This is a genomic window from Bradyrhizobium sp. ISRA442 (genome assembly GCF_038085055.1).
Taxonomy (GTDB): Bacteria; Pseudomonadota; Alphaproteobacteria; order Rhizobiales; family Xanthobacteraceae; genus Bradyrhizobium.
In genome coordinates, this window is sequence record NZ_JALGCN010000007.1 from 288,934 (window position 1) to 310,938 (window position 22,005).

The window sequence follows — 22,005 nt, forward strand, 5'->3', positions numbered from 1 at the left end:
AGGATCATGCTTAAATTAGACTGTCAGCACATGTACCAGACAGGGGGGCTTTTTGCCCCAGTGTTCGTTGATCACCGCCCGCACCGCGCGCCGCACCGACTCAGCCAGAGCATCGGGATCGCGGCGGCGCGACTTGGGCAGGCCTTCGATTGTCGACACGACGGCGTCGAAGACGAGGTCGTCGAAGAGCTCGCCCGCTTTATTCTTCTCGGGGATGCCGACGAGATCAACCTCGGGGTCGTCGGCAAGCTCGCCCTGCTCGGTCATGGCGATGGCGACGAAGGCGCAACCGGAAAACGCCATCCGGCGCCGCTCGACCACCGCACGCGACTTGGAGTCCTCCAGGATCGTCCCATCCTTGTAGAGCCGCCCCGCCGGCACCTCGCCGACGATGCCGGGGTCGCCGGGACCGAGCTTCACCAGATCGCCGTTGCGGCAGACCAGCACGCGGGGCACGCCGGCGGCGCGGGCGAGCTTGGCGTGCTCGTGCAGATGCAGGGCCTCGCCATGGACGGGGACCAGGAGCTTCGGCTTGGTCCAGGCGATCAGGTCACGCAACTCGTCGCGACGGGGATGGCCGGAGACGTGAACCAGATGGTCGCGATCGGTGATGATTTCGACGCCCTGCAGGACCAGGTTGTTGACGATCGAGCCGACCGCCTTCTCGTTGCCGGGAATGGTGCGCGAGGAGAAGATCACGCTGTCGCCGCGGTTGAGCGTGATCTCGGGGTGGTCGTCATTGGCGATACGCGCCAGCGCCGCGCGGGGTTCGCCCTGGCTGCCGGTGCACAGCGCCAGCACCTTGTCCTGCGGGAGATGGCCGTAGACCTCCGGCGAGCGGAAATTCTGCACGCCGTCGAGATAGCCGGTCTCGCGCGCGACCTGCACCACACGGTCCATGGCGCGGCCGACCACGACGACCTCGCGGTCGGCGGCCTTCGCCGCATCGGCCACGGCCTTGATGCGCGCGACGTTGGAGGCGAACGTCGTCACGGCGACGCGGCCCTTGGCGGCCTTGACCAGCTCGATGATGGTCTTGGCGACCTCGGCTTCCGAGGGCGAGCGGCCGTCGCGCACCGCATTGGTGGAATCGCCGATCAGGGCAAGCACCCCCTCTTCGCCCAGCTCGCGCAGCCGCCGCTCGTCCGTGGGGCGACCGATGATCGGGGTCGGGTCGATCTTCCAGTCGCCGGTGTGCAGCACCGTGCCGGCTTCGGTGTGGATCGCCAGCGCGTGCGATTCCGGGATCGAGTGCGCGACTGGGATGAACTCGACGTTGAATGGGCCGATGTCGACGCGGCCGCCGGACGGCACCACGGTCACCGGGATTTTGGGCGGATTGCGCTCGGCCGCGCATTTGGCCTCGAACAGCGCCGCGCTGAACTGCGTCGCGTAGATCGGGCATTGCAGCTTCGGCCAGAGATCGATGATCGCGCCGAAATGGTCCTCATGGGCATGGGTCAGGACCAGGCCCATCAGGTTCTTGCGCTCCTTCTCCAGGAAGCTGACGTCAGGCATGATCAGGTCGATGCCCGGCAGGTGCTCCTCGTCGCCGAAGGACACGCCGAGATCGATCGCGAGCCAGGCACGCTGGTGGCGGTTGCCAAGCCCGTAGATCGACAGGTTCATGCCGATCTCGCCGACGCCGCCGAGCGGCGCAAATACGAGTTCGTCGGGCCTCGCCATCAGGCAGCTCCCACGGAGGCGGCCGCGCCGAAGAACACCTCGCCCGCGGCCACGGGCACGCGCCGGCCCTCCGCGGTGCGAACGATCAGGCAGCCGGTATCGTCGATCGTGTCAAAGACGCCTTCGAGCGTCATCGTTCCCGTGTGGATCGCGACCTTCTCGCCGAGGCCGGCGGCGCGCTCCAGCCAAAGGCGGCGGATCTCGGCAAAGCCGCGACCATTGTCCCAGATGTCGCGGAACTCCACCCAGGCGTCCGACAGCGCGGCGAACAGTTCCTCAGCGCTGATCTGCACGCCGAGCGCGGCCAGGGACACCGCCGGGGTGGGTGTGCCCTCGGGCGCAGCAACCACGTTGGTGCCGATGCCGACGACCACTGCGAGGCGGTCGCCGACGGCTTCGGCCTCAAGGCCAATGCCGACGAGCTTCCTGCCGCCGGCGAGTACGTCGTTCGGCCATTTCAGGGCGTAGCGGGGCCGGTCCGGGCCAAGGCGCAGCGCGGCCTCAACGCTGACCTTCTCCAGCGCCGCCTCCTCCGCCAGCCCGGCCGCAAAGCCCAGCGTCGCGGCCACGGCAGGCGCGACGTCCATGACCTCGAGGATGCTGGCCGCCAGATTGCCGCGCGGCGCGATCCAGGCGCGCTGGCGCCGGCCGCGTCCCGCCGTCTGCTCGGAGGTCACGAACCAGATCGGGCCGCGCTCGCCGGCGCGGGCGCGTTCCAGCGCCTCGGTATTGGTCGAGCCAATCTGATCGAAGGCTGCGAGCCGGTAGCCCGCGGACGATGCGCGAGGACCGAGCGCGAACCCCATCCTAGAACAGCGACTTTGCCGCTGCGGAGGCCACGCTCACCACCGGGCCCGCGAACAGCGCAAACAGGATGTTGAACAGGCCCGCGACCGCCAGAACCGTCCGCACCTCGACGCGCACCGGATCGACCTGGCCGGCCGGTTCGTCGAAATACATCGTCTTGACGATGGCGAGATAGTAGTAGGCGCCCACCACGCTGGTCAGCACGCCGATGACCGCGAGCGTGAACAGGTTGGCCTTGATCGCAGCGACGAAGACGTACCACTTGGCGAAGAAGCCGGCGAGCGGCGGAACGCCGGCGAGCGAGAACAGCAGCATCGCGAAGAAGAAGGCAAGCAGCGGATTGATCCGCGACAGGCCGGCGAAATCGCTGATCTGCTCGACCGCCTGGCCGTTGCGCTTCATGGCAAGGATGACCGAGAACGCGCCGAGCGTCATGGTCACATAGATCACGATGTACATCAGCACGCCCTGCGCACCCTCGACGGTGCCGGAGGCAAGCCCGACCAGGGCAAAGCCCATATGGCCGATCGAGGAATAGGCCATCAGGCGCTTGATGTTGCTCTGGCCGATCGCTGCGAAGGCGCCGAGCGCCATCGAGGCGATCGCCACGAACACCAGGATCTGCTGCCACTGCGGCACGATGCCGGGGAATGCGGTCAGCGTCGCGCGGGTGAAGACGGCGAGTGCGGCAACCTTCGGCGCAGAGGCGAAGAAGGCCGTGACCGGCGTCGGCGCGCCCTCATAGACGTCGGGCGTCCACATGTGGAACGGCACCACCGAGATCTTGAAACAGAGGCCGGCAAGCAGGAAGACGAGGCCGAACACCAGGCCGACATTCGCTGATGTCGCGGCGGTAGCGATGCCGGTGAAGCTGACCGTGCCGGTGAAGCCGTAGATCAGCGAAGCGCCGTACAGCAGCATGCCCGAGGACAGCGCGCCCAGCACGAAATACTTCAGGCCTGCCTCGTTCGACTTGGCATTGTCCCGGTTCGAGGTCGCAACGACATAGAGCGCGAGCGACATCAGCTCGAGGCCGAGATAGAGCGAGATCAGGTCGCCGGCCGAGATCAGCACCATCATGCCGAGGGTCGAGAGCAGCACCAGGATCGAATATTCGAAGATGCGGCGCGACGGGTCATACAGGAACTCCGTCGACAGGATCAGCGTCACAGCCGAGCCGATAAGCGCCAGGATCTTCATGAAGCGCGCGAAATCATCGACGATGAAGCTGCCGCCGAAGGTCACGTGCTTGCCTGCCGGCTGCAAATATTCGAGCACGCCGACCACGATCAGGAGCAGGACCGCAAGCACGTTGATCGCCCTGGTCGTCCCCTGGCCGCGATAAGCGCCCAGCATCAAGAGCGCCATGCTGCCGACCGCGAGCACGAGCTCGGGCACGACCGGCGCCAGTTGATATCCTGCAGTCTCAAAGCTCATGGCGATATCCTGACCTGCCCGCTCACTGGAGCAGTGCGGCGGCCTTCACGGCCGTCACCGCGGTGTTGTAATTGTTGACGAGTTGCTGGACCGAGGCGGCCGACATGTCGAGCACCGGCTTCGGATAGACGCCGAACAGGATCGTCAGCGCGATCAGCGGGAACAGCGTCAGGCACTCCCGGAAGGTGAGGTCCTTGATGGTCATCAGCGATGGCTTCACCAAGGATCCGAACACGACCTTGCGGTACAGCCAGAGCGCATAGCACGCCGACAGGATGACGCCGGTCGTGGCGAAGAACGCGCTCGGGATCGAGGTCTTGAAGGTGCCGAGCAGCGTCATGAACTCGCCGACGAAGCCTGAGGTGCCGGGCAGACCGACATTAGCCATGGTGAAGACCATAAAGGTCATGGCGTAGAGCGGCATCCGGTTGACGAGGCCGCCATAGGCCGCGATCTCGCGGGTGTGCATGCGGTCGTAGACGATGCCGACGCAAAGGAACAGCGCGCCGGAGACGATGCCGTGCGAGACCATCTGGAACACGCCGCCGGCGACGCCCTGCAGGGTGCCGGCGAAGATGCCCATGGTGACGAAGCCCATATGCGCGACCGAAGAGTACGCGATCAGCTTCTTCATGTCCTCCTGCATCATCGCAACCAGCGAGGTGTAGATGATGGCGATGGTCGAGAGCGCGAAGATCAGCGGCGCAAAGTCGTGCGAGGCCAGCGGGAACATCGGCAGCGAGAAGCGCAGGAAGCCGTAGCCGCCCATCTTCAGAAGGATCGCCGCCAGGATCACCGAGCCGGCGGTCGGCGCTTCGACGTGCGCGTCGGGCAGCCAGGTGTGCACCGGCCACATCGGCATCTTCACCGCGAAGGAGGCGAAGAAGGCGAGCCACGCCCAGGTCTGCAAGCTGCGCGGCACGGCCGTGTGCATCAGGGTCGGAATGTCGGTGGTGTTGCCGTTCCAGTACAGCGCCATGATGGCGAGCAGCATCAGCACCGAGCCGAGCAGCGTGTAGAGGAAGAACTTGAAGGACGCATAAACCCGGCGCGGGCCGCCCCAGACGCCGATGATCAGGAACATCGGGATCAGGCCGCCCTCGAAGAACAGGTAGAACAGCACGAGGTCGAGCGCCGCGAAGGTGCCGACCATCAGCGTTTCCAGGATCAGGAACGCCATCATGTATTCGCGGACCCGGCTCGTGACCTTCCAGCTCGCGATGATGCAGAAGGGCATCAAGGCGGTGGTCAGGATCACGAAGGGCAGCGAGATGCCGTCCACGCCCATGTGATAGGTGATGCCGGTGGCGAGCCAGTTCGCCTTCTCGACGAACTGGAAGTCGGCGGTCGAGGGATCGAAGCGCGCCACCAGGATAAGCGACACCGCGAAGGTGATCAGCGTGGTCCACAGCGCGATCCAGCGCGAGTTGCGCTGCGCCGCCTCGTCGTCGCCGCGGCTGAGATACACGATCAGCGTCCCGACCAGCGGCAGGAAGGTGGTGACGGAAAGGATGGGCCAGGTTGTCATTTACTGGCCTCCAAAGCCGAACATGAACCAAGTGATCAGGCCGGCGACGCCGATCAGCATTGCGAATGCGTAGTGATAGAGATAGCCGGTCTGGATCTTCACGACGTTGCGGGTGACGTCCAGCACCCGCGCCGAGATGCCGTCGGGGCCGAAGCCGTCGATGATGAAGCCGTCGCCCTTCTTCCAGAGCTGGTAGCCGATCCACTTCGCAGGCCGGACGAAGATGACCTCGTAGAGCTCGTCGAAGTACCATTTGTTGAGCAGGAACTGGTACAGCATCGGCTGGGTCTTCGCCAGTTCGACCGGCAGATATGGCCGGCGGATGTAGAACAGGTACGACACCAGGAAGCCCAGCACCATCATCACCGTCGGCAGGAAGGCGATGCTCTCCGGGATGTGGTGCATCTCCTCGATGATATGCGGATTCATCTTCACGGACTCGCGGAAGAACTCCTCGATGCCGTGGCCGGCGAACAGCTCCTTGAACGGGAAGCCCGCGACGATCGAGCCGACGGCGAGCACGCCGATCGGAACCAGCATCCAGATCGGGCTCTCATGCGCCGCCTCGTAGTGATGCTCGTCATGCGGCTCGCCGTGGAACGTCTTGAAGACGAGGCGCCAGGAGTAGAACGAGGTCAGGGCTGCCGCGATGACCGTCATCAGGAAGCCGTACACCGCGAACGGATTGTGCGAGGCGTAGGCGGACTCGATGATCGCGTCCTTGGAGAAGTAGCCGGCGGTGAGCGGGAAGCCGGTCAGCGCCAGGGTGCCGACCACCATCACCGCATAGGTGTAGGGGATCTTCTTCCACAGGCCGCCCATGTTGCGGATGTCCTGCTCGTGATGCATCGCGTAGATCACCGAGCCGGAGCCCAAGAACAGCAGCGCCTTGAAGAAGGCGTGGGTGAACAGGTGGAACATGCCGACCGAATAGGCCCCTGCACCCATCGCCACGAACATGTAGCCGAGCTGGGAGCAGGTCGAATAGGCGACGATCCGCTTGATGTCGTTCTGGACGAGGCCGACGGTCGCGGCGAAGAACGCCGTGGTCGCGCCGAAGAACATCACGACGGCCTGCGCGTCCGGCGCGAGCTCGAACAGCGGCGACAGGCGCGCCACCATGAACACGCCGGCGGTGACCATGGTCGCGGCATGGATCAGCGCCGAGACCGGGGTCGGGCCTTCCATCGCGTCCGGCAACCAGGTGTGCAGCAGGAACTGCGCCGACTTGCCCATCGCGCCCATGAACAGCAACAGGCAGGTCAGGGTCAGCGCGTCGGCGTGCCAGCCGAGGAAGTTGATGGTCTTGCCCGTGAGGCCGGGCGCGGCATGGAAGATCGTTTCGAAATCGGTCGAGCCGGCCAGCATGAAGATCGCGAAGATGCCGAGCGCGAAGCCGAAATCGCCGACGCGGTTGACCACGAAGGCCTTGATCGCCGCCGCGTTCGCCGACGGCCTCTGGTACCAGAAGCCGATCAGGAGGTAGCTCGCGAGACCCACGCCTTCCCAGCCGAAGAAGAGCTGCACGAGGTTGTCGGCCGTCACCAGCATCAGCATGGCGAAGGTGAACAGCGAGAGATAGCCGAAGAAGCGCGGCCGGTTCGGGTCCTCGTCCATGTAGCCGATGGAATAGAGGTGCACGAGCGAGGACACGGTGTTGACCACGACCAGCATCACGGCCGTGAGCGTGTCGACGCGCAGCGTCCAGTAGACCTGGAGGTCGCCGGAGAAGATCCACGGCAGAAGCTGGATCCGCGCGTCGTGGTGCAGGAAGCCGACGTCAACCAGCGTGAACCAGGACAGCGCCGCCGACACGAACAGGAGCCCCGTCGTGATCAGCTCGGCCGCGCGCGAGCCTGCCGCCGCGGGCTCGTGGTCGTGATGGCCCGGCTCGTCATGGCTTTCGTGAATAACGCCTCCCACCTCCTCGATGGAGGCAGCGGAAACATGACCGTTATTCGCGCCATTACCATGCGCGTCGTCGTGATGCTCGACCGTGTCGCCGCTGGGGTTGCGCCCATGCGCGCCGACCAACGAGATCAGGCCGGCCAGAATGGCGCCCAGCAGAGGCAGAAAGACAATTGCCTGAACCATGACTGAGCTCAGCCCTTCATCAGATTGACGTCCTCAACCGCGATCGAGCCGCGGTTGCGGAAATAGACCACCAGGATGGCGAGACCGATCGCGGCTTCAGCGGCCGCTACCGTCAGCACCAGAAGCGCGAAGACCTGGCCGACGATGTCCCCGAGGAAGGTCGAGAACGCCACCAGGTTGATGTTGACCGAGAGCAGGATCAGCTCGATCGACATCAGGATGACGATGATGTTCTTGCGGTTCAGGAAGATGCCGAGGATCCCGAGCGTGAACAGGATCGCGCCGACCGCGAGGTAATGTCCGAGGCCGATCGTCATTTCACCCACTCCGCCGCGTCGGTATCGGACAGCCCCTGCCCCGACGCCACCTTGCGCAGCGCCATCGCCATCTCGGGCGTGCGCGCGTTCTGAACGTTGATGTCCTGCCGCTTCACGGAAGCCTTGTGCCGCAGCGTCAGCACGATGGCGCCGATCATCGCGACCAGCAGCACCATGCCGGCGAGCTGGAAGTAATGGATGTACTTCGTATAGAGCACGAGACCCAGCGCCTCGGTGTTCGAGACGTTGGTCGGGATCGCCGCGGTGATCGTCTTGGCGACGCCAGGATTGATCACCCATAAGCCGACGGTGAGCAGCAGCTCGAACAGGAAGATGCCACCGATCACGAGGCCGACCGGCAAATACTCGATGAAGCCCTCGCGCAGCTCGATGAAGTCGACGTCGAGCATCATGATCACGAACAGGAACAGCACCGCGACCGCGCCGACATAGACCACGATCAGGATCATGGCCAGGAACTCGGCGCCCATCAGCACGAACAGGCCCGAGGCGTTGACGAAGGCCAGGATCAGGTACAGCACGGAGTGCACGGGATTGCGCGAGACAATCACCATCACCGCCGAGGCGACGCAGACGCCGGCGAACAGATAAAAGAACAGTGCGGGAAGGATCATGCCCTCACCTCACCGGTACGGCGCGTCGAGCTCGATCGCCTTGGCGATCTCGCGTTCCCAGCGGTCGCCATTGGCGAGCAGCTTGGCCTTGTCATAGTAGAGCTCCTCGCGGGTCTCGGTCGCGAACTCGAAGTTCGGGCCCTCGACGATGGCGTCGACCGGACAGGCCTCCTGGCAGAGGCCACAATAGATGCACTTCACCATGTCGATGTCGTAGCGCACGGTGCGGCGGGTGCCGTCGTTGCGGCGCGGGCCGGCCTCGATGGTGATGGCCTGCGCGGGGCACACCGCCTCGCACAGCTTGCAGGCGATGCAGCGCTCTTCGCCGTTGGGATAGCGGCGCAGCGCGTGCTCGCCGCGGAAACGCGGCGAGATCGGGTTCTTCTCGAAGGGATAGTTGATGGTCGGCTTCGGCTGGAAGAAGTAGCGCATGGCGAGGAAGAACGCCGAGACGAATTCCGACAGCAGAAGCGAGCGTGCAGTGGCGTTGACGTTGATACCCATGACGGCCCTCACTTCGGCGCGATGCCGGCGAAATGCAGCACGCCGGCCACCACGACCACCATCACGAGCGACAGCGGCAGGAACACCTTCCAGCCGAGACGCATCAGTTGATCGTAGCGGTAGCGCGGCACGATCGCCTTCGCCATCGCGAACAGAAAGAACATGAAGAACAGTTTCAGCGAGAACCAGATGATCCCCGGCACCCAGTTGAAGGGCGGCAGGTCGACCGGCGGCAGCCAGCCTCCCAGGAACAGGATGGTCGCCAACGCGCACATGGTGACGATGGCGACATACTCGCCGAGCATGAACAGCAGATACGGCGTCGAGCCGTATTCGACCATGAAGCCGGCGACGAGCTCGGACTCGGCTTCGACGAGGTCGAACGGCGGACGGTTGGTTTCCGCCAGCGCCGAGACGTAGAACACCACGAACATCGGGAACAGCGGCCACACATACCAGTTCAGGATGGTGAGCTGCGGCAGCCCGATCAGGCTGGCAAGCCCGCGCGCATGCTGCGCCTCGACGACGGCCGACAGGTTCAGCGTGCCGGCGCAGAGCAGCACCGTGATGATGACGAAGCCGATCGAGACCTCATAGGACACCATCTGCGCCGCCGAGCGCAGCGCGGCCAGGAACGGATACTTCGAGTTCGACGACCAGCCGGCCATGATGATGCCGTAGATCGACAGCGAAGAGATCGCGAAGATGAAGAGGACGCCGACATTGATGTCGGAGATCACCCAGCCGAGATTGGTCGGGATCACCGCCCAGGCCGCGAGCGCGAGCACGCAGGAGACCAGCGGCGCCAGCAGGAATACGCCCTTGTTGGCGCCGGCCGGGATGATCGGCTCCTTGAGCACGAACTTCAGCAGGTCGGCGAAGGACTGGAACAGGCCCCAGGGCCCGACCACGTTGGGACCGCGCCGGATCTGCACCGCCGCCCAGATCTTGCGGTCGGCGAGCAGGATGTAGGCGATCGCGACCAAGAGCACGACGAGCACCAGCACGCTCTCCGCGACCATGATGATCAACGGCCAGAGGAAACCGGTCCAGAATGCGCTTTCGAAGAATTCCATCAGATCACGCTCACTCCGCTGCGGTCAGCATCTGCCCGGAGGCAAGCCGCGAGCACTCAGCCATCACGGCCGATGCACGCGCGATTGGATTGGTCAGGTAGAAGTCCTCGATCAGAGGCTTGAACGGTGCCTTCTCCGGCGTGCCGCCCTTGCCCGCGAGCTTCTTGACCTGGTCGGCGGTGCCCGCCTCGATCTGATCGAGACGGATCAGATGCGGCACGGCCTTGAAGATCGCCTGGCGCAGGCCTGCGAGCGAGTCATAGGCGAGCTTCTTGCCGAGCGCTTCCGACAGCGCGCGGATGATCGCCCAGTCCTCGCGGGCCTCGCCCGGCGGGAACGCGGCGCGGCCAGTCATCTGCACGCGCCCTTCGGTGTTGACGTAGATCGCGGACTTCTCGGTATAGGCAGCCGCCGGCAGGATCACGTCGGCGCGATGCGCGCCGCGGTCGCCATGGGTGCCGATATAGACGACGAAGGTGCCGTCCGGCGCCTTGATCTCGTCGGCGCCAAGCAGGAACAACAGATCCAGCGTGCCGAACGTCGTCATCTGTGCCGCGTTCAGCTCGCCGCTGGCGGCCGCAAAGCCGATGTCGAGTGCGCCGACGCGCGAGGCGCTCTCATGCAGCACGCCAAAGCCGTTCCAGCCGTCCTTCACCGCGGCGACGTCGAGCGCCAGCTTAGCGGCGGCGGCGAGGATGGTCGCGCCGTCATGGCGCGCGGCAGCGCCGGCGCCGACCAGGATGATCGGGTTCTTGGCGCTCTTCAGCACGTCCATGAAGGAGTGCTTGCCGGCCGCGAGCTCGCCGAGCGTCTCGGTGCCCGCGCCGAGATGATCGTAGTCATAGGTGAGATCGGCCTTGGCGCCGATCACGCCGATCTTGAAGCCACCGGCACGCCAGCGCTTGCGGATGCGCGCGTTGAACACGGCCGCTTCCTTGCGCGGATTGGCGCCGATGATCAGCAGCGCATCGGCCTGCTCGACGCCCGCGAGCGTCGGATTGAAGATATAGGCGCCGCGGCCGAGCGCGGGATCGAAGGCGTCGCCGCCCTGCACCGCGAGATTGCCCGAGCCGAATTTGGCGAGCAGGTCCTTCAGCGCGAACATCTCTTCGACGCCGGCGAGATCGCCCGCGATCGCGCCGATCCGCTTGCCGTCGGTGCGGGCCGCCTTGGCTGCGATCGCAGCAAAGGCTTCCGTCCAGCTCGCCGCGCGCAGCTTGCCGGCTTCACGGATGTAGGGCCGGTCGAGCCGCTGGGTGCGCAGGCCGTCGACGACGTGGCGGGTCTTGTCCGAGATCCACTCCTCGTTCACGGCCTCGTTGATGCGCGGCAGCACGCGCATCACCTCGCGGCCGCGGGTGTCGACGCGGATCGCCGAGCCGAGACCGTCCATCACGTCGATCGACTGGGTCTTGCCGAGCTCCCAGGGCCGCGCCGCGAAGGCATAGGGCTTCGAGGTCAGCGCACCGACCGGGCAGATGTCGACGAGATTGCCTTGTAATTCCGAGGTCAGCGCATGCTCGAGATAGGTCGTGATCTCCATGTCCTCGCCGCGGCCGGTCGCGCCCATCTCGGGGGCGCCGGCGACTTCCGCCGAGAAGCGGACGCAGCGCGTGCACTGGATGCAGCGGTTCATCGAGGTCTTGACCAGCGCGCCGAGATACTTGTCCTCGACCGCGCGCTTGTTCTCGGCGAAGCGGCTGGTGTCGACACCATAGCCCATCGCCTGGTCCTGCAGGTCGCACTCGCCGCCCTGGTCGCAGATCGGGCAGTCCAGCGGATGGTTGATCAGCAGGAACTCCATCACGCCTTCGCGCGCCTTCTTCACCATCGGCGAACGCGTGGAGATTTCCGGCGGCTCGCCCTTGGGACCCGGACGACAGTCGCGCACGCCCCAGGCGCAGCTCGCGACCGGCTTCGGGCCGCCCTTCACTTCGACGAGGCACATCCGGCAATTGCCGGCGATCGACAGCCGCTCGTGGTAGCAGAAGCGCGGAATCTCGGCGCCGGCGGCCTCGCACGCCTGGAGCAGCGTGTACTCCGGCGGGACATCGATCTCTTTGCCGTCGATGATGAGCTTGGTCATTCTTCCTACTCCGCCGCGACCATGTTCTCGGGATCGCGGACGCCGGCATCGTCGATGTCGGCCTTGTGCGAATACTGGTCGATGCGCGCTTCGATCTCATGACGGAAGTGCGCGATCAGGCCCTGGATCGGCCAGGCGGCTGCGTCGCCGAGCGCGCAGATGGTGTGGCCTTCGACCTGCTTGGTGACTTCCAGCAGCATGTCGATCTCGCGCTTGTGAGCGCGGCCCTCGGCCATACGGGTCAAGACGCGCCACATCCAGCCCGTGCCCTCGCGGCACGGCGTGCACTGGCCGCAGCTCTCGTGCTTGTAGAAATAGGAGATGCGGGCAATCGCGCGGATCAGGTCGGTCGACTTGTCCATCACGATCACGGCCGCGGTGCCGAGGCCCGAGCGCAGCTTGCTCAGGCTGTCGAAATCCATCGGCGTGTCGATGATCTGCTCGGCCGGCACCATGCGCACCGAGGAGCCGCCGGGGATCACGGCTTTCAGATTGTCCCAGCCGCCGCGGATGCCGCCGCAATGCTTCTCGATCAGCTCACGGAACGGAATGCCCATCGCCTCTTCGACGTTGCAGGGCCGTTCGACGTGGCCGGAGATGCAGAACAGCTTGGTGCCGACATTGTTCGGACGGCCGATGTTGGCGAACCAGGCTGCGCCACGCCGCAGGATATCCGGCGCGACCGCGATCGACTCGACGTTGTTGACGGTGGTCGGGCAGCCGAACAGGCCGACATTGGCCGGGAACGGCGGCTTCAGGCGCGGCTGGCCCTTCTTGCCTTCGAGGCTTTCGAGCAGCGCGGTCTCTTCGCCGCAGATATAGGCGCCGGCGCCGTGCGCGACATAAAGGTCGAACGGCCAGCCGTTGACGTTGTCCTTGCCGATCAGCTTGGCCTCATAGGCCTGATCGATCGCGGCCTGGAGACGCTCGCGCTCGCGGATGAACTCACCGCGAACGTAGATGTAGCAGGTGTGGGCGTTCATCGCGAAGCTCGCGAGCAGACAGCCCTCGACCAGCAGATGCGGATCGTGCCGCATGATCTCGCGGTCCTTGCAGGTGCCGGGCTCGGACTCGTCGGCGTTGACGACGAGATAGCTCGGCCGGCCGTCGGTCGATTCCTTCGGCATAAACGACCATTTCAGGCCGGTCGGAAAGCCCGCCCCGCCGCGGCCGCGCAGGCCGGAGGCCTTCATCTCGTTGATGATCCAGTCGCGGCCCTTGTCGATGATGGCCTTGGTGCCATCCCAGGCGCCGCGGCGACGCGCGCCCTCGAGCCCCCAATCGTGGAGGCCGTAGAGGTTCTTGAAGATGCGGTCCTTGTCCTCGAGCATTTCAGTGCTTTCCGATCAACGGTTGGCCTGCTTGTAGGCAAGCCCGGCGGCGCAGACGGCGAAGGTCAGCGCCCAGAGCAGACTGGCTTCCAGCGTCGCGTTCAGCGCGAACCGCTGGAGCAGGAAGATGAATGCGGCCGCGACGGCGGCGTGCATGGCAACGTAGCCCCACTTCTTCACGGCGCCGCTCCCTCCGATCGCTTGCGTCATGAGATCACGCATCAGGTGGTCTCCTTCAGCGTGGTCGGCCCGGTGATGGGCGCGGAGAACTGGCGACCGTTCTGCGGGCCGGGCTTGGGCGGATTGCCCGAGGCGAAGCCGTCGAGCACCTTGCCGAAGCTGTCCTTGGTCAGGTCCTCATAGGTGTCCTTGCCGATCAGCACCATCGGCGCGTTCACGCAGGCACCGAGGCACTCCACCTCCTCCCAACTAAAATTGCCGTCCTTGGAGAGATGGAAGGGCTCGTGATGGATGCGGCTCTCGCAGACGTGGATCAGATCCTCCGCACCGCGCAAGCGACAGGGCGTGGTGCCGCAAACCTGGACGTGGGCCTTCTTCCCGACGGGGGCGAGCTGGAACATCGTGTAGAAGGTCGCAACCTCGAGCACGCGGATGTAGGGCATGTCGAGCATGTCGGCGATCACGCGGATCGCGGCTTCCGACACCCAGCCCTCATTCTGCTCCTGCGCGCGCCAGAGGATCGCGATGACAGCGGACGCCTGGCGACCGGCCGGATATTTCGCGATCTGCTGCTTGGCGAACGCGAGGTTCTCCTCCGTGAACGCAAAGCTCGCGGGCTGGACTTCCTTGGGCGCTAATCGGCGGACGGACATCTCTTCAATCTCTCACTGCATGCGGCGCGCGGTGTTCGCATTCAGGGCATCGATCCTGTCCTGCCAGAATGCGCTTGCGGTGCCGAAAACGTTGTAGCCGACGTGGGTGGACACCTTGATGCGGTCGAGGATCGACAGCTCGGTCACGGTCTCCAGCCGGCTGCTGCGCGGATCGAACACGATCAGCTTCAGCGGGGTCTCCTCGAGGATGTAGCGCGACACCGCATGCGAGCGGTCACTGCCGTGCTCCTCGCACATGATGACGCTGTCGGCCTGGAGCAGCCGGGCACCGCCCTTGATCGCCTCGATCTCGACCCCCTCGACGTCGAGCTTGATCAGATATTTGCCGCTGGATGCAACCTTGCCGTCGTCGATGAGATTGTCGAGGGCGATGACCGGCACCTCCTCGCCGCCTCCCGAAAGCTCGCCAGCGATGCTGAACTTCTCGTGCTTGGTGCCGGACAGCCGCGCCGTGCCGCGCGAGGCGCCGATCGCCACACGCATGCATTCGAAGCGATGGCCGTTCACTGCCGCGTTGTTGGAGAGCTTGGCGAAATTGTCCGAGGACGGCTCGATCGCCACCACATTGTGCGCGCCGAACGGCGCGCTCGAGACCAGCACCGACCAGTAGCCGTAGTTGGCGCCGCAATCGATCAGCGTGTAGTCGACGTCGGCGGAATTGGCGAACAGCAACTCCAGCTCGTCCTCGTAGTTGTAGGAGCGATTGAGCAGCTTGCTCCAATAGCCGTCGCCATAGGGAAATTCGAACACCGCGTCGGGGTTGAGCTTGATCGCGATGTTGCGCTTGGCCAGCGCCTTGCGCAGCAGATTGGCGCAGGCGATGTAGCCCATATGCGAGAAGTGCGACGAGATCTTCGATCCCGTCACCAGCGCCAAGGCAGCCGTCCGCTCCCACAGGTTGGCCCCTTCAAGGGCCCCCGAGGCGCGGTCAAACTGGATTGGCGCTTGCGCCGTCACCGATCGACCTCTCCGAACACGATGTCGAGCGAGCCGAGGATCGCCGAGACGTCGGCGAGCAGATGGCCCCGGCAGATGTGATCCATGGACTGGAGATGGGCAAAGCCCGGCGCGCGGATCTTGCACTTGTACGGCTTGTTGCTGCCGTCGGAGACCAGATAGACGCCGAACTCGCCCTTCGGGGCCTCGACCGCGGCATAGACCTCACCGGCGGGCACGCGGGCGCCCTCGGTGTAGAGCTTGAAGTGGTGGATCAGCGCCTCCATCGAGCGCTTCATCTCGCCGCGACGGGGCGGGAACACCTTGTTGTCGGCGACGGCGACCGGGCCCTGCCCGTCAGCAGCCCTCAGCTTCTCGATGCACTGCTTCATGATGCGCACGGACTGGCGCATCTCTTCCATGCGGATCAGGTAGCGGTCGTAGCAGTCGCCGTTCTTGCCGATCGGAATGTCGAAATCCATCTCGGCGTAGCACTCATAAGGCTGCGACTTGCGCAGATCCCAGGCCGCGCCGGAGCCGCGGACCATCACGCCCGAAAAGCCCCACTCCCAGGCCTCCTTCAACGGCACCACGCCGATGTCGACGTTGCGCTGCTTGAAGATGCGGTTGGCGGTGAGCAGGCGATCGAGGTCGTCGACCACCTTCAGGAACGGATCGCACCAGGCGTCGATGTCGTCGATCAGCTTCGGCGGCAGGTCCTGATGCACGCCACCGACGCGGAAGAAGGCCGCGTGCATGCGGCTGCCCGAGGCGCGCTCGTAGAACACCATCAGCTTCTCGCGCTCTTCAAAGCCCCACAGCGGCGGGGTGAGCGCGCCGACGTCCATCGCCTGCGTGGTGACGTTGAGCAGATGCGACAGGATGCGGCCGATCTCACAATAGAGTACGCGGATGAGCTGGCCGCGGCGCGGCACCTCGATGCCGAGCAGCTTCTCGGCGGCGAGGCAGAAGGCGTGCTCCTGGTTCATCGGCGCGACGTAGTCGAGCCGGTCGAAGTAAGGAATCGCCTGGAGATAGGTCTTCTGCTCAATCAGCTTCTCGGTGCCGCGGTGAAGCAGGCCGATATGCGGGTCGACACGCGCGACGACCTCACCATCCAATTCGAGCACAAGGCGCAGAACGCCGTGCGCTGCCGGATGCTGCGGTCCGAAATTGATCGTAAAGTTGCGAAGGCTTTCGCTTTGTTCATTCATGACGCCGCTCGCCACTTACTGTTTCGCCTTCTCATCGCCGGGCAGCGGATAGTCCGCCCCTTCCCACGGCGAGAGGAAATCGAACTTGCGGAATTCCTGGTTGAGCCGGACCGGCTCGTACACCACCCGCTTCTCCTGGTCGTCGTAGCGGACCTCGACGAAGCCGGTGAGCGGGAAATCCTTGCGCAGCGGGTGACCCTCGAAACCGTAATCGGTGAGGATGCGGCGCATGTCGGGATGGCCGACGAAGAACACGCCATAGAGGTCGTAGGCCTCGCGCTCGAACCAGTCGGCGCCGGGAAATACGTCGATCAGCGACGGCACCTGCGTGGTCTCGTCGGCCTGAGCCTTGAGGCGGATGCGCGTGTTCAGTGTCGGCGACATCAGATGATAGACGACGTCAAAACGCTTCTCGCGCTCCGGATAGTCCACCGCCGTCACGTCGGTGAAGTTGACGAAGCGGCAATTCGGATCATCGCGGAGGTACTTGACCACCTCGACGATCTTGCTGACCTCGACCTCCACCGTGAGCTGGTTGAAGGCCACCGAGTGAGCGGTGGCGGCGCCCGGAAGCGCGCTAACGATCGTTTGCCCAAGGGCCTCGAGCTTGCCGTCGTCCATGACGTAAAACCTTAGCGTTCAATGGTGCCGGTGCGCCGGATCTTTTTCTGCAGCAGCAGCACGCCGTAGAGCAGCGCTTCCGCCGTCGGCGGGCAGCCCGGCACGTAGATGTCGATCGGCACGATGCGGTCACAGCCGCGCACGACCGAGTACGAATAGTGGTAGTAGCCGCCGCCGTTGGCGCAGGAACCCATCGAGATGACGTAACGCGGCTCGGGCATCTGGTCGTAGACCTTGCGCAGCGCCGGGGCCATCTTGTTGGTGAGCGTACCGGCCACGATCATCACGTCGGACTGGCGCGGCGAAGCACGCGGCGCAAAGCCGAAGCGCTCGACGTCGTAGCGCGGCATCGAGACTTGCATCATCTCAACCGCGCAGCAGGCAAGACCGAAGGTCATCCACATCAGGGAACCCGTGCGGGCCCAGGTGACCAGGTCGTCGGCCGCGGCCACGAAGAAGCCCTTGTCGGACAGCTCGTGATTGACCTCGAGGAAGAACGGGTCATTGGCGCCGACCGGCTTGCCGGTCGACGGATCCAAAATGCCCTTCGGCGCCGGTGCGACCACCGGACCCAAGGACTGCGTGGGAGGGTTCAATCCCATTCCAGGGCCCCTTTCTTCCATTCATAGGCAAATCCCACCGTGAGCACGGCGAGGAAAACCACCATCGACCAGAAGCCGGTGGCACCGAGCTTCCCGAACGCCACCGCCCAGGGGAACAGGAACGCCACCTCGAGGTCGAAGATGATGAAGAGGATGGCGACCAGATAGAAGCGGACGTCGAACTTCATTCGCGCGTCGTCGAAGGCGTTGAAGCCGCACTCATACGCCGACAGTTTCTCGGGATCCGGCCGCTGGAACGCGACAATGAACGGCGCGATCAGCAGCACGAGGCCGATGAGGCCTGCTACCCCTATAAAGACGACGAGTGGAAGATAGTTCTGCAAAATGCCGCTCATTGGCGAGCCCTTGTTCCCGCGGCCTCGGGACAGCCACGGATTCGTCCGATTTGGAATTATTCTGAGCCTTAGCGCAGTGCACCAATGGGCGCAAGACACGCTGTTTTTAGGCCCTTTACCGCTCCCCGGACGGTGGAAATCCCGGAATCGCCCCGCGTTGGTATGGAGCAGATCGGCCAGCCCAGCAAGGGTGGTCACGATCCAGCAGAGTGGCAGCCCGTGCACAGCCCCAGGCGCTCGTCAGCCGCGTGTCGTCTGCCCGAAATGCCCGGTTTTTCTGGTGCGGCGGCGCGCCCACGCCCACGCGGTGACCAACACGGGAGCTCCCACCGTCACCCAGGCGACATATTGGCCAAACCCAGCCCATAGCAGCGCAGTCAGGAGGCCGATGAAGGTCGCCGCCGCCAACAGGATCGGTGCACCAAAGACACGTATCCACAGGCGTGAACGGTTAATCGAGCCATGCATCACGTCGGGACCGGGGCTCGTTTGGCGAATGCATTAGCGCGGGCGGACGTCCGTCTCCGCCGCCGGGCCAGCCAAAGATAGAGACCGCTGCCGATCACGACAATCGTCAGCACGTCGAGCGCGGCCCAGATCAGCTTGAGCGGCATGCCGCCGTAGTCGCCGAAATGCAGCGGCTGGGAGATCAGGAGCGCCTGGAGGTACATCGGCAGCGCCCGGCTGTCTGCGACCTCTCCCGTTTCACCGTCGAGCAGGACCGGCTTCAGGAGTCGTGAGGTGAGCGGCGTATCCCCGCGCATGAAGGCGGCAAAATGGTGCGTGGAGGTGAATGGCGTCCCTGGAAAGGCGATGAAGGCGATCTCCATGCCCGGGGCAGCCTGCCTTGCGCCTGCGACAACCTTGTCGAGCGAGGCAAGATGCGAAGGCGGCGGCTTGCCGGCATAGGGCGCGACCATGCTGGCGAGCTCGGTGGCCTTCCATTGATTCAGCATCAATTCCGCCCAGGTGTTGACGACACCGGTCAGCCCCACCACCAGCGCCCAGGCCACCATCACGACCCCGATCAGATTGTGCCAGTCGAGCCAGACGACACGGCGGGAGGCGCTGTCGCGGATGGTGGCAAAGCGAAAGCGACGGGTGAACGGCCAGTACAGCACAACGCCGGAGACGATAGCCACTGAGAACAATAGGCCCATCGCTCCCAGAAACAGCTTTCCGGCCTGGCCGGCGAACATGTCCGTGTGCAGCTTCAGCACGATCAGCATCGGGCCGACGCCGACCGGCCCGAGCAGTTTCGTCGACACGGCATCGAAGGCGCGCACGGTGGCATTGTCCGGAGCGCCGTCGGGGGCGCTGTTGGTGAAGGCCATCACGATCCCGGGCTCATCCTTATCCCAGGAGATATATTGCAGCACCCGGCTGGGGTCGGCGGCGAGCGCGGCGTCGGCGATGCTTTGCGGCGTCGCACGCGCCGCGCTCGCGTGAGCTTCGGGCTGGGGGGCATAGCCCAGGAGCTCATCGATCTCGTGATGGAAGACCAGCGGCAGGCCAGTCACGCAGAGCAGCAGGAGGAACACGGTCGAGACCAGGCTGGTCCAGGTGTGGACCACGGACCAGAGCCTGATCGTGCGCGCTTTCACCTCGGACTCCCCTCGCCTGCCGTTACCACTTGTAGGAGACGCTCGCGGTGACGCGCCGGCGGTCGCCATAGAAGCAGGACGTATCCGATGCGCAGCTCGCGACGTAGATCTTGTCCGTCACGTTGATCACGTTAAGTGCCGTGCGCCAGTTCTGCCATTCGTAGTGGATCGCGAGATCGCCGAGCACGACGGCGGGAACCTCCAGCGTGTTGGCGGCATCGGCCCACGACGAGCCGACATAGCGCACACCGCCGCCGAAGCCGAATCCCGCAAGCGGGCCATCCTTGAAGGTGTAGTCCGCCCAGCCCGACGCCAGCATCTGGGGCGTGTTGGTCGGCGTCTTGCCGACAAGCGTCGGATCGAGATCCTTGCTGGTGAACAAATGATAGGACGTGAAGGCGCCGACCAGCTTCAGCTCAGGTGTGACATTGGCCACCGCTTCGAGCTCGATGCCGCGCGAGGTCACCTCACCGGTCTGGGTTTGCAAGACCGGAACACTGCCCGGCAGCGTCGTCGGCACATTTTGACGGACAAGATCGAACGCCGAGACCGTGAAATAGCCGTCGAATCCCTTGGGCGCGACCTTCAGACCGACTTCTGCCTGCTTGCCGGTCTCCGGCAGGAACAACTGGTTCTGGGCATTGAGGCCGATGATCGGGTTAAAGCTCGTCGCATAGGCCACGTAGGGCGCGATGCCGTTGTCGAAATTGTAGATCAGCCCGGCGCGCCCGCTGAACCTGCTGTCATCGCGACTGCTGACGATGGCGCCGGTGTCACGGGCGGCTTGCGTCGTCTCGACCCAGTCATTGCGGCCGCTCAGCACCAGCGTGAAGTTGCCCAGCTTCATCTGATCCTGAAGATAGGTGCCGGCCTGCTTCTGCGTGATGAGGAAGTTTCGGAACGGAGCGGGTAGTGGAACCTCGCTCAACCCATAGACGGGGTTGAAGACGTTGATCGAGGGCACTCCGAACCCGAAGGCCTGATAGTCGTCGATCTGATAACCCTTCAGGTCGACTCCGAACAGCATCGTGTGCTGCACCGGACCGGTGTTGATGCGATACTCGAGCTGATTGTCGAGATCGGCCTGGTTGGCGGTGTCCTTCGCGTACCAATTGTAGCGGCCGAGAGTGGCCGTGTTGATATCGGCCCAACCGTTGCCGACGTAACCGCGATAGGTGATGTCGACATGCGCAAAGCGAGCATTCTGCCGGAACGTCAGGTCGTCGGTGAGATTGCGCTCGAACTGGTAGCCGAGCATCTCCTGCTCGCGCGTGAACTTGTCGACGTTGGGATCACCGACGAAGAAGCTGGTCGGGATCTTACCGAACGGGGCGTTGGTCACCGTGCCCCGGTAAGGCAGGAAGTTGATGCCGCGGGTGTCCTGCCTCGAGGCCGATGCCAGCACCGTGAAGGTCGTGTCGGCATCCGGCTTCCAGGTGACCGACGGCGCGATGAAGTAGTTGTTGTCCGGCGTGAAGTTGACCTGCGTGGCGCCGTTCTGGACCTCGCCGACGACGCGGTAGAACAGCTTGCCGTTCTCGGGGCTGGTCGCGACCGGCCCACCCACATCGAAGCCGACATAGGCATTGCCGAAATTGTTGACGCCGGTCTCAATGTAGCGGATCGGCTCGGCCGGCGGCATCTTGCTGATGACGTTGACGATGCCGCTCGGGCTCGATCCGCCATAGAGCACTGCCGACGGACCACGCAGCACTTCGACACGCTCCATGTTGAAGGGCTGAAGCTTCCAGCTCGCATAGGACGTATAGAATAGCTGCATGCCGTCGAGGAACAGCCCGACGTCGTCGGACTTGAAGCCGCGGATCAGCCACCAATCGTTGCGCGTGTCGGCGCCGAAGGTTCCGGCGCGCACGCCGGCGGTGTAACGCAGCACCTCGTCGAGCTTGTTCGGCTTCTGGTCGCGGATCTGCTCCGCGCCGATGACCGACACCGACTGCGGCGTCTCCATGATCGGCGTGTCGGTCTTGGTGCCGGACGAGCTGCGGCCCGCGACGTAGCCGTGCACCGGACCGCGCGCGGTCTCGACGAATCCGACGCTCCGCTGCGGCTGGGGCTTTGGGTTGCTGACGGTCCGCACCGAACGCTGTGCGCGGCGCGGAGCGGCCGTCGCCGTGCGGCGGCGCGCTTCCGGTGCCGCAACCGTCACCGGCGGCAGATTCTGCGCGCCGGTCTGCGTGGAAGATTGTGAGAATGATGCTTGCGGAGCTAAGACCCAAGCGGATGCGGTCGCCAACACGGCCGACCGCAGCATACGAAGACTGTTCAACGCGCCACCCCAAACTGCGTAGTTCATTCC

General features: G+C 64.6%; 20 protein-coding genes. All 20 read right to left on the reverse strand.

Features of this window, described 5'->3' with window-relative positions; genetic code table 11:
- Positions 1–15: 15 nt before the first annotated feature.
- The 20 genes from MTR72_RS17845 to MTR72_RS17940 all read right to left on the reverse strand — a co-directional run bounded on the left by MTR72_RS17845 (position 16) and on the right by MTR72_RS17940 (position 21,960).
- Positions 16–1,686, reverse strand: coding sequence for a ribonuclease J (locus MTR72_RS17845; RefSeq protein ID WP_280970664.1), 1,671 nt, complete (start codon positions 1,684–1,686; stop codon positions 16–18).
- The gene (locus tag MTR72_RS17850; protein WP_280970663.1) at positions 1,686–2,492 is read right to left on the reverse strand and encodes a biotin--[acetyl-CoA-carboxylase] ligase; all 807 of its coding nucleotides are present in this window, start codon (positions 2,490–2,492) and stop codon (positions 1,686–1,688) included. The genes MTR72_RS17845 and MTR72_RS17850 overlap by 1 nt, the downstream gene beginning before the upstream one ends.
- Position 2,493: 1 nt before the next feature.
- Entirely contained in the window at positions 2,494–3,930 is a 1,437-nt protein-coding gene (gene nuoN, locus MTR72_RS17855) for an NADH-quinone oxidoreductase subunit NuoN (protein ID WP_341510758.1), read from the reverse strand.
- A gap of 22 nt (positions 3,931–3,952) precedes the next feature.
- On the reverse strand, positions 3,953–5,458 hold the full coding sequence (locus MTR72_RS17860; protein WP_280970661.1) for an NADH-quinone oxidoreductase subunit M: 1,506 nt from the start codon (positions 5,456–5,458) through the stop codon (positions 3,953–3,955).
- Positions 5,459–7,552 (reverse strand): NADH-quinone oxidoreductase subunit L, encoded by a 2,094-nt coding sequence (gene nuoL / locus MTR72_RS17865; RefSeq protein ID WP_341510759.1) that lies wholly within the window; start codon positions 7,550–7,552, stop codon positions 5,459–5,461. It lies immediately after the preceding gene.
- Between the two features lie 8 nt (positions 7,553–7,560).
- Positions 7,561–7,869, reverse strand: coding sequence for an NADH-quinone oxidoreductase subunit NuoK (gene nuoK, locus MTR72_RS17870; RefSeq protein WP_008547737.1), 309 nt, complete (start codon positions 7,867–7,869; stop codon positions 7,561–7,563).
- Positions 7,866–8,504, reverse strand: coding sequence for an NADH-quinone oxidoreductase subunit J (locus tag MTR72_RS17875; RefSeq protein WP_341510760.1), 639 nt, complete (start codon positions 8,502–8,504; stop codon positions 7,866–7,868). Before MTR72_RS17875 ends, nuoK begins: the two co-directional genes overlap by 4 nt.
- Before the next feature lie 9 nt (positions 8,505–8,513).
- Positions 8,514–9,008: an NADH-quinone oxidoreductase subunit NuoI gene (nuoI, locus tag MTR72_RS17880; RefSeq protein ID WP_430641298.1), complete on the reverse strand. Its 495-nt coding sequence runs from the start codon at positions 9,006–9,008 to the stop codon at positions 8,514–8,516.
- A gap of 8 nt (positions 9,009–9,016) precedes the next feature.
- A complete protein-coding gene (nuoH, locus tag MTR72_RS17885; protein WP_145928006.1) occupies positions 9,017–10,084 on the reverse strand; it encodes an NADH-quinone oxidoreductase subunit NuoH in 1,068 nt (355 codons plus the stop codon).
- 10 nt (positions 10,085–10,094) lie between these two features.
- A complete protein-coding gene (gene nuoG, locus MTR72_RS17890; protein ID WP_341510761.1) occupies positions 10,095–12,170 on the reverse strand; it encodes an NADH-quinone oxidoreductase subunit NuoG in 2,076 nt (691 codons plus the stop codon).
- Between the two features lie 5 nt (positions 12,171–12,175).
- The gene (nuoF, locus tag MTR72_RS17895; protein WP_280970657.1) at positions 12,176–13,501 is read right to left on the reverse strand and encodes an NADH-quinone oxidoreductase subunit NuoF; all 1,326 of its coding nucleotides are present in this window, start codon (positions 13,499–13,501) and stop codon (positions 12,176–12,178) included.
- Positions 13,502–13,516: 15 nt separating this feature from the next.
- Positions 13,517–13,723 carry a hypothetical protein gene (locus MTR72_RS17900; RefSeq protein WP_280970656.1) on the reverse strand — a complete coding sequence of 69 codons (207 nt, stop codon included), beginning with the start codon at positions 13,721–13,723 and terminating at the stop codon, positions 13,517–13,519.
- Positions 13,723–14,334: an NADH-quinone oxidoreductase subunit NuoE gene (nuoE, locus tag MTR72_RS17905; RefSeq protein WP_027550619.1), complete on the reverse strand. Its 612-nt coding sequence runs from the start codon at positions 14,332–14,334 to the stop codon at positions 13,723–13,725. The genes MTR72_RS17900 and nuoE overlap by 1 nt, the downstream gene beginning before the upstream one ends.
- Before the next feature lie 12 nt (positions 14,335–14,346).
- Positions 14,347–15,312, reverse strand: a complete 966-nt coding sequence (locus MTR72_RS17910) for an FkbM family methyltransferase (protein WP_341510762.1) — start codon at positions 15,310–15,312, stop codon at positions 14,347–14,349.
- Positions 15,309–16,505, reverse strand: coding sequence for an NADH-quinone oxidoreductase subunit D (locus tag MTR72_RS17915; RefSeq protein ID WP_341510763.1), 1,197 nt, complete (start codon positions 16,503–16,505; stop codon positions 15,309–15,311). Before MTR72_RS17915 ends, MTR72_RS17910 begins: the two co-directional genes overlap by 4 nt.
- Positions 16,506–16,520: 15 nt before the next feature.
- The gene (locus MTR72_RS17920; RefSeq protein WP_341510764.1) at positions 16,521–17,126 is read right to left on the reverse strand and encodes an NADH-quinone oxidoreductase subunit C; all 606 of its coding nucleotides are present in this window, start codon (positions 17,124–17,126) and stop codon (positions 16,521–16,523) included.
- A gap of 11 nt (positions 17,127–17,137) precedes the next feature.
- Positions 17,138–17,728 carry a NuoB/complex I 20 kDa subunit family protein gene (locus MTR72_RS17925; RefSeq protein WP_445819605.1) on the reverse strand — a complete coding sequence of 197 codons (591 nt, stop codon included), beginning with the start codon at positions 17,726–17,728 and terminating at the stop codon, positions 17,138–17,140.
- On the reverse strand, positions 17,719–18,084 hold the full coding sequence (locus MTR72_RS17930) for an NADH-quinone oxidoreductase subunit A (protein ID WP_341510765.1): 366 nt from the start codon (positions 18,082–18,084) through the stop codon (positions 17,719–17,721). Before MTR72_RS17930 ends, MTR72_RS17925 begins: the two co-directional genes overlap by 10 nt.
- A 467-nt stretch (positions 18,085–18,551) precedes the next feature.
- The gene (locus MTR72_RS17935) at positions 18,552–19,688 is read right to left on the reverse strand and encodes a PepSY-associated TM helix domain-containing protein (RefSeq protein ID WP_341510766.1); all 1,137 of its coding nucleotides are present in this window, start codon (positions 19,686–19,688) and stop codon (positions 18,552–18,554) included.
- Between the two features lie 22 nt (positions 19,689–19,710).
- Positions 19,711–21,960, reverse strand: a complete 2,250-nt coding sequence (locus MTR72_RS17940; RefSeq protein ID WP_341510807.1) for a TonB-dependent siderophore receptor — start codon at positions 21,958–21,960, stop codon at positions 19,711–19,713.
- Positions 21,961–22,005: the final 45 nt, after the last annotated feature.